At 38.9% G+C, this 13,440-nt stretch carries 12 protein-coding genes and 1 pseudogene; 5 read left to right on the top strand and 8 right to left on the bottom strand.

Features of this window, described 5'->3' with window-relative positions:
* Positions 1-54 precede the first annotated feature (54 nt).
* From E0W68_RS13940 to E0W68_RS03615, 5 genes and pseudogenes are all read right to left on the bottom strand, one after another.
* On the bottom strand, positions 55-1,836 hold the full coding sequence (locus E0W68_RS13940; RefSeq protein WP_368856527.1) for a vWA domain-containing protein: 1,782 nt from the start codon (positions 1,834-1,836) through the stop codon (positions 55-57).
* Positions 1,831-3,021, bottom strand: a pseudogene (locus E0W68_RS13935) (carboxypeptidase-like regulatory domain-containing protein); the annotation flags it as partial. The pseudogene E0W68_RS13935 and the gene E0W68_RS13940, both read right to left, overlap by 6 nt.
* Before the next feature lie 64 nt (positions 3,022-3,085).
* The gene (locus E0W68_RS03625; protein ID WP_135218249.1) at positions 3,086-3,598 is read right to left on the bottom strand and encodes an RNA polymerase sigma factor; all 513 of its coding nucleotides are present in this window, start codon (positions 3,596-3,598) and stop codon (positions 3,086-3,088) included.
* 165 nt (positions 3,599-3,763) lie between these two features.
* Entirely contained in the window at positions 3,764-4,606 is an 843-nt protein-coding gene (locus E0W68_RS03620; RefSeq protein ID WP_135218051.1) for a DUF6929 family protein, read from the bottom strand.
* Positions 4,607-4,677: 71 nt separating this feature from the next.
* A complete protein-coding gene (locus E0W68_RS03615) occupies positions 4,678-5,046 on the bottom strand; it encodes a response regulator (protein WP_135218050.1) in 369 nt (122 codons plus the stop codon).
* A 234-nt stretch (positions 5,047-5,280) separates the two neighbouring features.
* On the opposite strand from E0W68_RS03615, the gene E0W68_RS03610 reads away from it, so the two are divergent.
* Together E0W68_RS03610 and E0W68_RS03605 are read left to right on the top strand one after the other, a co-directional pair.
* A complete protein-coding gene (locus E0W68_RS03610; RefSeq protein WP_135218049.1) occupies positions 5,281-6,657 on the top strand; it encodes an MATE family efflux transporter in 1,377 nt (458 codons plus the stop codon).
* A 50-nt stretch (positions 6,658-6,707) separates the two neighbouring features.
* Complete coding sequence (locus tag E0W68_RS03605; RefSeq protein WP_135218048.1) at positions 6,708-6,938, top strand: hypothetical protein; 231 nt, start codon at positions 6,708-6,710, stop codon at positions 6,936-6,938.
* A 117-nt stretch (positions 6,939-7,055) separates the two neighbouring features.
* On the opposite strand, the gene meaB is transcribed toward E0W68_RS03605, so the two are convergent.
* Positions 7,056-8,141, bottom strand: a complete 1,086-nt coding sequence (meaB, locus tag E0W68_RS03600; RefSeq protein WP_135218047.1) for a methylmalonyl Co-A mutase-associated GTPase MeaB — start codon at positions 8,139-8,141, stop codon at positions 7,056-7,058.
* A 46-nt stretch (positions 8,142-8,187) separates the two neighbouring features.
* The gene (locus tag E0W68_RS03595; RefSeq protein ID WP_135218046.1) at positions 8,188-8,595 is read right to left on the bottom strand and encodes an Rrf2 family transcriptional regulator; all 408 of its coding nucleotides are present in this window, start codon (positions 8,593-8,595) and stop codon (positions 8,188-8,190) included.
* Between the two features lie 127 nt (positions 8,596-8,722).
* Here E0W68_RS03595 and E0W68_RS03590 point away from each other — a divergent pair, with 127 nt between their 5' ends.
* The 3 genes from E0W68_RS03590 to E0W68_RS03580 all read left to right on the top strand — a co-directional run bounded on the left by E0W68_RS03590 (position 8,723) and on the right by E0W68_RS03580 (position 11,838).
* Positions 8,723-9,634: an AEC family transporter gene (locus E0W68_RS03590; RefSeq protein ID WP_135218045.1), complete on the top strand. Its 912-nt coding sequence runs from the start codon at positions 8,723-8,725 to the stop codon at positions 9,632-9,634.
* A 289-nt stretch (positions 9,635-9,923) separates the two neighbouring features.
* Positions 9,924-10,358, top strand: coding sequence for a DoxX family protein (locus tag E0W68_RS03585; protein WP_225990328.1), 435 nt, complete (start codon positions 9,924-9,926; stop codon positions 10,356-10,358).
* Positions 10,359-10,428: 70 nt separating this feature from the next.
* Positions 10,429-11,838, top strand: a complete 1,410-nt coding sequence (locus E0W68_RS03580; RefSeq protein WP_135218044.1) for an FAD-binding oxidoreductase — start codon at positions 10,429-10,431, stop codon at positions 11,836-11,838.
* Here the strand turns inward: E0W68_RS03580 and E0W68_RS03575 are convergent.
* Positions 11,831-13,072 (bottom strand): cation:proton antiporter, encoded by a 1,242-nt coding sequence (locus tag E0W68_RS03575; RefSeq protein ID WP_135218043.1) that lies wholly within the window; start codon positions 13,070-13,072, stop codon positions 11,831-11,833. The two genes, E0W68_RS03580 and E0W68_RS03575, sit on opposite strands and share 8 nt — an antisense overlap.
* Positions 13,073-13,440: the final 368 nt, after the last annotated feature.

Genomic DNA, 13,440 nt, shown 5'->3' with positions numbered 1-13,440 from the left:
CAATTATTGCAGGGGCTTTTTAATTAACTAAACCTATAGAACTAAAATTATTGATTATTCTATCCTGTTCACGAGCCTTATAAATTCTGCTCTGTAGCCCTCCGGGTCGTTATTCAATCCCTCTTTTGCCAGTTTTATAATAGCCTCGGTTTCTTTGTTCGGTATCAGTTTACTATCCCTCAATTTTAACCCAAACCATGCTACCGCAGCAGCAAACTTAAAGTCGGGAGTTGTCAGTTCCGATGGTACTAATGTATTCGGAATTACCTTCACAACTTCCTTACTAACATCTTCATCCGGTTTTTTATACCTGAATTTTATAGTGGCGAGTTCATCGCTGTGACTTCCTGGTGCGGTATTCGGCTGGCTGTATTTTAGTTCAGGAGCAGGGGTAAAGTAATCGCTATCTACACCCACAGGGATTATTTCGTATAATGCGGTAACGGTATGCCCGCTGCCCAGTTCGCCTGCATCAATAGCGTCATTGGCAAAATCTTCATTGCGCAGTTTGCGGTTTTCATACCCTATTAATCGATACGACTGTACGTGTTTAGGATTAAACTCTATTTGTATCTTCACATCTTTAGCTATGGCAAACATCGAGCCTTTAAATTCTTTCTGTAAAAATCGGTCGGCTTCCTGCATATTGTCAATATAGGCATAGTTACCATTACCTTTATCGGCAAGTATTTCCATTTTAGAGTCTTTATAATTACCCATACCGTAGCCCAAACAAGTAAGGAAAACACCACTTTTACGCTTTTGTTCAATAAGTGTCCGCATATCAGTGTTAGATGATGCACCTACGTTAAAATCGCCATCGGTAGCCAGTATCACACGGTTATTCCCTTTTTTGATAAAGTTTTCCTGAGCCGTTTTATAAGCCAGTTCTATACCTGCACCCCCTGCGGTACTACCACCCGATTCAAGTTTATCAAGAGCTCGGATTATTGTTTGTTTTTCGGCACCGCTGGTAGAAGGCAGTACCAAACCTGCTGCTCCTGCATATACTACTATGGCAATCCTGTCTTCCGCACGCATTTGGTTAACCAACAGTTTCATCGATTCTTTTAGTAGCGGTAGCTTGTTGCTATCGCCCATTGAACCGGATACATCAATTAGAAAGACGAAGTTAGATGCAGGAAGGTTGTAGGTTGGTATATCTTTACCTTGCAAACCTATTTTTAGTAATTTGTGTTTGGAGTTCCATGGCGCATCGCTATATTCGGTGTGCATGGAAAAGGGCGTACCAAGTGTAGGTTGCTTGTAATCATACTTAAAAAAGTTAATCATTTCCTCAACTCTTACTGCGTCTTTAGGTACAGTTTGCCCATTGTTAATAAAACGACGTATATTGGTGTATGAAGCGTTATCTACATCAATAGAAAATGTTGAAAGTGGCATTATAGCAGTGTTTTCAAACTGGTTTTCCTCAAAAGATTCGTAATCCTCACTATCTATTTGGATTTTAGCATTTGGATTAAAATTGGTTTCTTCATCTTTAGTTTCACTACTTTGCTCGTTACTGTTATAATTTGAAGTTATATCTCTAAAAGCTTTTATAGTATTTATTATTACCACACCATTAGCTCCCTTACTACCATATATAGCTGTTGATGCCCCATCTTTAAGTACTTTACAGTTGGCAATATCGTCAAGACTTAAATTTTTGTAGGTTACTTCATCTACCGGTATACCATCTATTATATAAAGCGGTTTTTTACCGTTGGGTATAGTACTAATATTATTAAGTTCTATTTTTATTTCTTCTCTGCTTTGAGAATTTATGCTTTTTCCTAAGTAATAACCTGCTCCGTTTTTAGTAGTAATAACAATAACTCCGTTTGCCCCTCTGTTACCGTATATTGATGTTGCTGCTTCATCTTTTAGAATGCTATAGGAAGCTATGTCATTTTGACTGATACTCCTAAACCCATCTTCATCTACAGGAATACCATCTACAACAAACAGGGGTTCTGCGTTACCGTTTATAGTGCCTACACCGCGTAGTATTATAGTACTGTCTGCACCCAGTTGTCCTGAACCTGTGGCAATATTAAGTCCGGCTACCTGCCCTTGAAGGCTTTGAATTACGGATGCGTTGGCTCTGTCTTCGACTGCTTCGACTGAGGCTACCGCATCAGCAGACTTTTCTTTTGCATCAGCACTTTTTACAGGATAACGATTGGTAGTAACTGCCGGATATTGATTGCCGGGATTTTGGCTTATGGTTGCTGAGTTGGATAACGATTGGTTAACATATCCTTGTGTAGATAATGTTGTTGCTGTAGTAGCCTTTTTTCTTTGCACAGTTGCTCGGTATTTGTCTACAATGACTGATGATAATGGCTGAGCATCCAAAACTATGTTAGTATTATTGTTTGATAAATCAGCTACCATCTCTTTTGAATCGAAGCTAACATAGGATACTTGTAAAGTATCGCCCGGCTTAATATTTATTGTAAACTTACCATCTATATCTGATTTAGTTGTATTATTGGTTCCTTTTATAGCAATAGATGCGCCAGGTAAACGACCTATTTTATCAGCTACAGTACCTGTAAATGTAATTGTACCGTCAGGGTTTACTTGTTTCGAATATGATTGAATAACGCCTTTGTGTTTTATTGTTTTTGTTCTAAGAGGGTATTTAGGATTATTTACTTCTTCAGCAGTTGTAAAGCGAGCTACTTTCTCGTAATATACCGAATCTGAAATATTTCTATTGTCAGATTTAGGTATAACGGCAGGTTCTGTTACAACAACCTCTTCCTCAATCACTTTTTCATGCTTAGGATTAAAAGTCTCCTTTATCTTTTGGGTGTCTATAACGGTAACATTATTTTCGGGTGTTACGTTAGGTGTTGTTATAACATCAGGATTGTTATTGATAAGAAGATTCCCTATGCTGATGAACAGCAGGAGCAGTGCGGCAATGCCTGTATATTTCCACCATGCTATGGCACGGCGTTTCTTTTTGTTGTCCAGTTTTTCCTCTACATGGTTCCATACCGCTTCCATACGGTCAAAACCTTTTTGTTCGGCTTTATCCACAGCTTCTTTAAACTGTTCGTATATTTTATCTCTATTTTCCATTGCTGTTCACGTTTTGATAATAAACATTGTTTACTAATTCCTTAAGTTTTGTTCGGGAGACATTTAATTGTGATTTGGAAGTTCCCTCACTAATGTTCAGCATAGTGGCTATTTCTTTGTGCGAATAGCCTTCGATGGCAAAAAGGTTAAATACAGTTTTGCATCCTTCGGGCAGGTGTGTCAGCAATTGCAGCAGGTCTTCTTCTTCCAGCCCGACCGATTGAGCTTCCGAAGGTTCGGCTGCGGCTGCCATATCTTCAATATAAATATTAAAGTTCACGTTTCGTTTTAGGCTCGGTAAGCATTGGTTTACCGCAATTTTGCGTGCCCATGCTTCAAAAGCTTTACTTTCTTTCAATTGATCCAGTTTGGTGAAAATGGTATAAAAGGCATCGGCCATAGCCTCTTCTATCAGTTCTTCCCGTTTTAAGTACCTTTTGCAAGTATGGTACAGCTTGGGTGCCATAAGTTCATACACCTGCCTTTGGGCATCCCGGTGCATTTTCTTGCATGCTGCTATGAGTTTTTCGTCTATCACAATATGTCTCTTTGTTTATATAGAGCAGCAAAAGTTGCAAAAGGTTGGGAGAGGAGCGAAAATTTTTCAAGCCCCCTAACCCCCAAAGGGGGAACACTCCCTCTCCAAAGGAGAGGGATGGAGAGAGGCTTACTTATCAATCGTTAATTTGTATATATCGGATACAGCTTCCGGGCTGTCGTTATCTTCACACAATAAAAATTCAAGTTTTTTGCCATTGTCTTTATATAGTGTAATACCTTCAAATTTGTTTTTTCCTATAATTTGGGTATCGCCCAATTTCATGGTTTCAATATCTATACTTCCTATAATTGTTCCGGTTACTTCGCCATCCAGATAGGTAGAGGCTGATTTTTCGGCGGCAGCCAAAAAGTAAAGTCGGTCGCCTACTTTAACGGCATCAGTAAAGCCTGCCTGCGCACCACCTATTTCGGGTAACTCGATAGGGTTGTATATAATTTGAAAAAACATATCGGATATATTGCCTTCAAGCGTAAAAATTCCGTTTTGTCCGGATGTGCCATTGCCACGTTGTAACAAGTACCAAGTATCGCCATCGTTAACGGCAGCTTCTATATTAAAATTTTCCGGTCTTATTTCGCTAAAGCTTTGCATAGCAAGATACAAATCGGTAGCGTCAAGGTGTGGGAAAACTTCTTTAGTTTTCATATCAATATGCCCTATACTGTTTCGGTTTTCGGTAGAGCCTGAGCCAAACAGATACAGGTCGTTACCTTTTACAGCCAAAGCTTCATAATCGGGCTTATCTTTTTTGGGTACATTTTCCATAGGTCCGTTGTAATCTTTGGCAACCAAAGCCGTTTTGCTCAGCTTTTTACTGTCAATATGATATTCATAAAGCATATGGCTATTATCGGATAGTATGAATAGCGAACTGCCATTGAAGAAAAGTCCTGAAGCTGAGCCGATGCCAATAATGCGGAAAAGTAGTTGCAACTGAAACTTTTGCATAATTTGGGTTTTTATAGTAGAACGTAGTAAATGTATGAATTCTTACAGTGATGTAATAATTTTACTATTGCCTACAGCATGAAACTTTCGAGTGAAGTATTTAAATGATCGGTATCAAGTAAATCTTTAAACTCTTCCTCGGACAGGCATATCCCTATATTTTCGGCTTTTTCATTATCATCCTCATCGCCGTTAATGAAATAGATAGGTATTGCGGAGGTTGACTTCCGTTTGCGTATTTGCTGCGCCGTTTCCCTGCCATGCGAGGGTTTAACGGCATAATTAATTACAACGGCATCGGGTTTGCTTAGTGCGGTATCTTTATAGGCAGTACCTCCGTCTGCCATTTGCGTACCTACAATTTTATGAGATGTCTTTTTGCAATACTCAATAAGCGGTGTTGTACTCTCTTTAGTCCAGTCAATAATAAACAATTTCATTTTTTTCTAGGATGTGATGTTACAACAAAAATAAAAAACCTGCACCAATAATAAGGCAGCCTTTTGTAAAGATTGGCTTTTATAACAGAGTTTACAATTTGTTAACCAGCGTATTGTAGTTTTTCTCTGTCAAGCAAGATATTCAAGGCATTTTGATATTTACAATTATTTATGTTTGCACCACCCATGCCATTCGTTTCTTCTGCTTACATTTGCCAAAAAAATTCAGGAATAGTGAAACTATCCGCTTATACAAAAGAATTCCGATACAATATCCTCCTTGCCTGGCCTGTAATATTGGGTATGCTGGGGCATACCATAACGGGTATTATAGACAATATTATGGTGGGCAAGCTTGGTGCAGCAGAGCTGGCAGCAGCTTCGTTAGGTAACAGTATGGTATTTATAGCCATGTCCGTAGGTATTGGTTTTTCTACCGCTATTACACCTATAGTAGCACAGTATGATGCCGAAAAAAATGTTGCTAAAGTACGCACTGTTTTTCATCATGGGTTGTTTTTGTGCACTATACTCGGCGTTTTTTTATTTGCAATAGTGTGTTTTTCCAAACCATTAATGCACCTTATGAGCCAGCCCGAAGAGGTGGTAACACTTGCTGCACCTTATATTGACTGGGTTGCGTTTTCATTACTGCCAATGGTTATATTTCAGGGATATAAGCAGTTTGCCGACGGTTTGTCGCTTACCAAATATGCCATGTATGCAGTAATTATATCGAATGTTATTAATATAGTAGTAAACTACCTGTTGATATATGGTATATGGATTTTCCCCGAAATGGGTATTGTAGGTGCTGCTTTGGGTACGGTAATTTCCAGAATATTCATGGTAGTGTACATCCACTATATATTGGCTAAAAACGAGCAGTTAAAAATATATTTTACCAATTTCAGCTTCAGCGAAATTAAAAAATCAATGCTCCGAAGAATCACTGCATTGGGGATACCCTCGTCCATGCAAATGTTTTTTGAAGTAGCTTTGTTTACTATGGCGGTATGGCTATCAGGCTCTATTGGTAAATCAAGTCAGGCAGCCAACCAAATAGCCTTGAGTCTTGCTTCGATGACATTTATGTTTGCCATGGGGCTAAGTGTAGCCTCTATGATACGTGTGGGAAATCAAAAAGGACTGAAAGATTATAAAAAATTACTGCTCGTAGCACGTTCTATTTTCCTGTTGGCAGTATTGCTGGAAATAGTATTTGCAGCCTTGTTTATAATTTTTCACAACTATCTGCCCCAGTTTTTCCTGAACATGACGGATGATGCATTGCTTGCCGAAAACACGGTAGTTATAAATATTGCAGCACAACTATTGATTGTGGCTGCGGTGTTTCAAATTTCCGATGGCATACAGGTAGTAGTGCTTGGGGCATTGCGCGGTTTACAGGATGTAAAAATACCAACTGTAATAACCTTTATATCCTATTGGGTTATCGGTTTTCCTATATCATTATATTTAGGGTTATATACCTCGCTGGAAGCAACGGGAATATGGATAGGCTTGCTGGCAGGGCTTACAGCCGCAGCATTATTTTTGTATATTCGCTTTAATTATTTAACAAAGAAACTTATTCGTCTCGGGAAATAATTTCAGAAAACTGACTTTATGACTTTAGACGTTCAAACTTTACGACTGATATGGAATTACCAAAATTTGTACTTGCCGACAATACTGACCACCCTGAAGATATATTCATCATTCATTTAGATTATCCTCGTTTTATAATCAATCTTAAAGATGATGAGGTAGAGATTATGGAAGAAGCGGAAGACCTTGACGAGAATGAGTTGGAAACCGAAATGGAAAAGTTGATAGAGCAGGCAAATGCTTTTTATGACCGCGAAATGGAGCGCTACGAGAAGCAGTAAACAGTTTATAGTGACAGTATTCAGTTTGTCATTCTGAACGGAATGAAATGCAGTGAAGAATCTCTTACTGGCTTTAGATTCTTCATTCCGCTATGCTACATTCAGAATGATGAAGATTCACTTCTCAAAATATTTCTCCAATAAAAATTGTGCTGCTGCAAACGGCGAAAGTTCGTTGTTTTGTACTGCTTTTTTATAGTGTTCCAGTAGAACAGCAATATCCTCACGGGCATAAAAGTTGGCTTTCAGTTGTTCGTTAATTGTTTCGGTAAGCCAGTAGCGGTTTTGGTCGGTGCGTTTTGCTTCAAAATAACGATTGCCTTTAGCCATTTCAAAATAATCGTTTACTACTTGCCACACATCGGCTATACCATCATGAGTAATAGCACTGCAAGTAGTAACCTTAGGTTGCCAACCTGAATTTTTAGCAGGAAATAAATGCAACGCACGGTTAAACTCTGTTTTGGCAAGTTTTGCTTTTTTGATATTATCGCCGTCAGCTTTATTAATAACTATCAGGTCTGCCATTTCCATAATACCGCGTTTAATACCCTGTAGTTCATCACCTGCACCCGCTATTTTAAGCAACAGGAAAAAATCGACCATACTATGCACGGCGGTTTCACTTTGTCCTACACCAACCGTTTCAATTATTATGGTATCAAAGCCACAGGCTTCGCAGAGTATGATGGCTTCGCGTGTTTTGCGAGCCACACCACCCAATGTATCGCCCGATGCTGAAGGACGGATATAGGCATTTTCATCTTTTACCAGTTCTTCCATTCGGGTTTTATCGCCCAATATGCTGCCATGCGACATAGAGCTGCTGGGGTCAACAGCCAGTACGGCTACTTTGCGCCCCAAACCTGTAAGGTGTTTACCAAAAGCTTCTATAAAGGTACTTTTACCAACCCCCGGCACGCCGGTAATACCTATGCGTACTGATTTGTTGGCATGGGGAAGGCATTGGTTTATTACCGCCATTGCTTTTTCAAGATGGGCAGGGTTGGTGCTTTCTACTAAAGTTATAGCTCTGCTCAATGCGGTTTTGTTACCATCAAGAATGCCTTTAACCAATTCATCAGCAGAAGGTTGCTTTTTTCTTAACTGTGTAATATTTGCTATAGATGCCGCACTAATATTCTCGGGCTGGCTTATGCCATCCTTTTCATGCAGGGCGGTATGGTGTTTGGGTTTATCCACTGTATTACTTTAAGTACAGTAAAAATAGGCATTTTGATTGGGATTGCTAAAATTCCTCAGTAAATTCCATTAAGGATATTTGGCAAAGTTTGTCGCTAATATTATTATTAATATCGGTATATAGCTTGTCGAGGTTTTCATTTATTTTTTTGCCTACGGGGCATTCGGGGTTCGGGTCTTTTTTGCAGTAACCAAGCGAAACAGTTTCAAAAGTTATTTTAAAAATATCATCGAGCGTAATGGTATCAGAGCCTATACAAAGTTTCGAACCTCCGTATTTACCCTCGCGGCTTTCTACAATATTATGTTTCTTCAGGTTAGCAATTTCTTTTCGCACCAATACAGGGTTAATATTCATACTGGATGCCAAAAAATCCGATGAAAGATATTCTTCGGGAAATTTTGACAAAAGCGTAAGAATATGGAGTGTAATGGCGAACTTACCTGATATCATTTTAATTTATTGAACTTTGCATTACAAAAATAAAGGGTTTTATTAAATAGCTCCCTATTTTGTTATATTTTTCTGTATGGTGTTGCGTAATAACTGTAAATTTGGCTGCAATTTGTAATAAAATCAGTTGGACAGTATTATTCTCATATTTGTTTGTATGCTTGCCGGTGTGGGTTTACAGCGGGTAAAGGCGTTTCCGCCTAATGCTTATGTGGCGCTCAATCAATTTGTTATTTATATATCATTGCCGGGTTTAGCATTATATTACATTCCTAAAATAGCTGTTAGTATAAAACTGTTATATCCTTTGGGAGTAGCATGGCTTAGCTTTGCGCTTGCTTTAGTATTTTTTATCACGCTGAGTAAAATTTTCGGATGGTCGCGCAAACTTACGGGCTGCCTTATCCTTACGGGAGGATTGGGGAACACTGCCTTTGTAGGCTTTCCTGTTATAGAGGCATTATACGGAAAAGAAGGACTGGAAACAGCTATTATAGTCGATCAGCCCGGTACATTTGTGGTAATGGCTACTTTGGGTATTATTGTAGCCACAGCCTATTCCAGAGGAGTAACAAGCACTGCATCAATAGCAAAGAAAATAATACTTTTCCCTCCCTTTGTCGCCTTTTTTGCAGGGGCATGTATGAATGTTTTTAACTTTGATTTTATTGAAGCTGTACAGTCGGTACTGCTAAGGCTTGGCAGTACGGTTACCCCTGTAGCACTGGTAGCAGTAGGTATGCAACTGAAAATAGATGTTAAAAGCAAGCATTGGAATTTTCTTGCAATCGGTTTGTTTTTCAAGCTGATGATTATGCCTGCCTTTTTCTTCATCTTATATAAGTTAGTATTAAAAGGGCAGGGAATAGAAACCGAAGTTTCTGTCATGGAAGCTGCTATGGCACCCATGATAACTGCATCGATACTTGCCTCTTCGCACGGTTTAAAACCCCGCCTTTCGGGTATGATGATAGGAGTAGGGATACCTTTATCATTCCTTACCCTTGCATTTTGGTACTGGTTATTGCATAATTATTGATTTTTCGGATATTTTTGCAATCAATTGTTTGTGTAAAGCGCGATAAAATTATTTATTTTTAAAAATTTAATAATTAATTAACACTTTACGTTATTTTAACTGCTCGTTAATTGTGTTTTGTGTAACTTTACGTACCTAAACTAAATCCTAAAAAATATAAAAAAACACCTTACATTATGATTACACTACAATGGTCTTTACCCCCGGAGCATTCACATCTTAATTTTAAAGTAAATTCCGCAAGAATTACTTATTTATCATCTATTGTCAACATCCAATTTTCAGGACAATGATGATGAGACTCTTTAATACTTCGTACAATCAGAATTTGTATGATTTCACAATTCTTTTATTGCGTATTACGGTAGGATGTTTTATGATAACACATGGTTTGCAAAAACTGGATATGCTTATGGAAAGCGGTCCTGTTAAGTTTGTAGATCCTTTGGGTGTAGGCGCGCAAGCCTCGCTTATACTTACTGTTTTTGCCGAACTTATTTGCTCTTTCCTTATTCTGATGGGTTTTGCCACAAGGCTGGCAGCCATCCCCCTTATCATAACTATGTTTATTGCCGTATTTGTAATACACAGCGAGGACAACTTTAGCAATAAAGAGTTGCCCGGACTTTATCTTGCCATATATGTGCTATTACTGATAATTGGCAGTGGTCGTTTTTCGGTTGACAGACTTATTACGGGCAAAAAGAAAAAAATTAATTATTAAAGCTTAAAAAACGTTACTGCAAATTATAGTATTTTTGAAATTCGGCAGCAATGCAGTTTTATAAAATACTATGGATACTACAACACTACCACAGCAAATGATTGCACAACTTGAAAACATAGTTGGGCAGTCATTTCTTTTTTCAGATACAGCAACCCGCACACACTACGGGCATGACGAAACTGAAGATTATAACTTTCCGCCATCTGTAGTGGTAAAGCCTGCCAATGCACAGGAAATTTCGGAGATAATGAAACTTGCCAATATCTACAAAATTCCTGTAGTACCCATAGGGGGGCGTACAGGGCTTAGCGGTGGCGCATTAAGTATTTATGGAGGTATAGGACTTTCTACGGAACGATTAAACAGTATAACTATTGACGAAAAAAATCTACAGGCTATATTGGGTCCTGCCGCAATAACGCAGCAGTTTCAGGAAGCGGCTTTGGAAAAGGGGCTGTTTTATCCGCCCGATCCCAGTAGCAGGGGGAGTTGTACCATAGGCGGTAACGTTGCCGAAAATGCAGGCGGGGCAAGAGCGGTAAAATATGGTGTTACTAAAGATTATGTACTGAATCTTGAAGTGGTTTTGCCCACAGGCGAAATTATCCGGACAGGGGCTAATACATTGAAAAATTCGACAGGTTATAACCTTACGCAGCTTATGGTAGGAAGTGAGGGCACATTGGGCATTATAACCCAAATTGTGATGAAGTTGCTCCCTAAAAATACGCATAATGTGCTGATGCTTGTTCCCTTCTTTAAAGCCGAGCAGGCTTGCGAAGCAGTGGCAGCTATATTCAGGGCAGGGGTAGTGCCCAGTGCGCTGGAGTTTATGGAACGCGATGCCATTGACTGGGGGTTACGATTTCTGGATAATGTAAATCTGAATGTTAAAGACGAAGTACAGGCACACCTGCTGATAGAAGTAGATGGTAACTACCCTGATATATTATTTGCGGAAGCGGAAAAAATAATGAATGTAATGGAGCAATTCGATATTGATGAAGTACTCTATGCTGATACCGAAGAGCAGAAGAATGCCTTATGGAAGTTGCGCCGAACGGTAGCCGAAGCGGTAAAATCGAACTCAATATATAAAGAGGAAGATACCGTAGTACCCCGTTATGAACTCCCCACACTTTTAAAAGGTGTAAAAGCAATAGGGGAGAAATACGGCTTTAAGTCAGTTTGCTATGGGCACGCGGGCGATGGTAACCTGCATGTAAACATCATTAAAGGTGATATGAGTGATGATAATTGGAAAAATGAAGTGCCTAAAGGTATCAGGGAAATATTTGAACTAACAGTATCGCTAAAAGGAACGCTTTCGGGCGAGCACGGTATAGGCTATGTACAGAAAAATTATATGGATATCGCTTTTGATAAAAAGCAGCTCGGCTTGATGAAAGCCATAAAAGGAATATTTGACCCTAATAATATTTTGAACCCTGGGAAGATATTGCCAGATGTTATTTAGTTTCCAATACTTTGTTGGCAACCCTGCCTATGGTAAGTCCCTGTACAATAATAGAAAACACTACTACAAAATAGGTTATCGCTACAATAGTTTTAGTATAAGGACTATCGGCTATAGATAATGCCAGTGCGATAGATACCCCGCCACGCAAGCCACCCCAAACCAGTATTTTAATGGTGCCGGGACCAAACCGTTCTTTCAGCTTAATAAATTTTCCGGGAAGCCATATCGAAATAAAGCGGGAAGCAAGTACTATTACAATACTGGCAATACCGGGAATCCAGTAGGCATTAAGGTCGGGTATCAGCAAAAGGTCGAGTCCTATGAAAAGGAAAAGAATAGCATTTAATATTTCATCATTCAATTCCCAAAATTTATCTAAGTAATCTTTGGTAGTAGAAGACATATTCGAAGACTTTCTGTTGAAATTACCAATAATAAGACCGGCAAATACCATAGTAAGCGGTCCTGATACATGCAAAGCATGGGCAATAAGATAGCCTCCCATAACTACTGCCAGCGTGATGAGTACCGATACTTTATAATCATCTATTTTTCGCATGGCTTTAGAGGCTGTTACACCCAGTATAACACCCAGAACGAAACCGCCGCCGGCTTCTTTTATAAACAGCCATATTATATTAAAAATATTGAAGCTCGCATTTTCATTTTCGGCGAGCTGTAATATTACCGCAAATACCACAACCGCCATACCGTCGTTAAAAAGCGACTCGCCTGCTATTTTTGTTTCCAGCGATTTTCTGACTTTTGCGCCTTTAAGTATGCTGAGTACCGCAACAGGGTCGGTAGGCGATATTAAAGCCCCGAAGAGCAGGCAGTATATATAAGGTATTTCTAGCCCCGGCATGGGTATAAAATAGACCAGTGTACCCACCACCAAAGTTGATATAATAACGCTTACGGTAGAAAAGGTCATTATGGGTGTACGCTGTTCGTTAAGGTCGCGCAGGTTAATATGTATGGCTCCGGCAAAAAGCATAAAGTTAAGCATAGCCCCCATCAATACTTCCGTAAAATCAAAACTATGAAGTAATGCTGAAACACGGTTTTCTATATTGGGTATAGAACTGCCAAAGGTAACCAGTACTATAGAGGCTGCCATTGCAATAATCATAACGCCTATGGTAGAGGGCAGCTTGAGGAAGCGCACATTCAGGTAAGCGAAAAACGATGCTATAACAATCATTACAGATAGCGAGTAATACAATTCCATAGGGTGGTGAAGCAGCTTTTAAATTGGGATAAAATTACTAAAAAAAGGAAGATAATTTTGTACAGCAGCAGGCAGCTATTATGTTAAAAGCTCCTTGTATAAGAAGCTTTTTTTAAGATTAACTAAAATCTTTTTTATTATTTTTTTTGTCCCGTTTTTCTTCTTTTTTCTCTTTGGCAGTCTTTAAAGGGACTTTTTTACTGCTTTTTTTTGGGTCGAGGCTTTTTGACATTTTACTTTATTTATGTTCATGTAAGGTAGTGATAATAGCACGTACTTAATTTTAATTAACATATCGTGCAAAAAATTATCAAAAAGTATAAATACAAAATCCCCATTTACTATGGGGATTTTGTATAATCGTAACA

The sequence above is a fragment of the Flavobacterium salilacus subsp. salilacus genome, assembly GCF_004634195.1.
GTDB lineage: Bacteria > Bacteroidota > Bacteroidia > Flavobacteriales > Flavobacteriaceae > Flavobacterium > Flavobacterium salilacus.
This window is presented reverse-complemented; position numbering and strand designations above follow the sequence as displayed.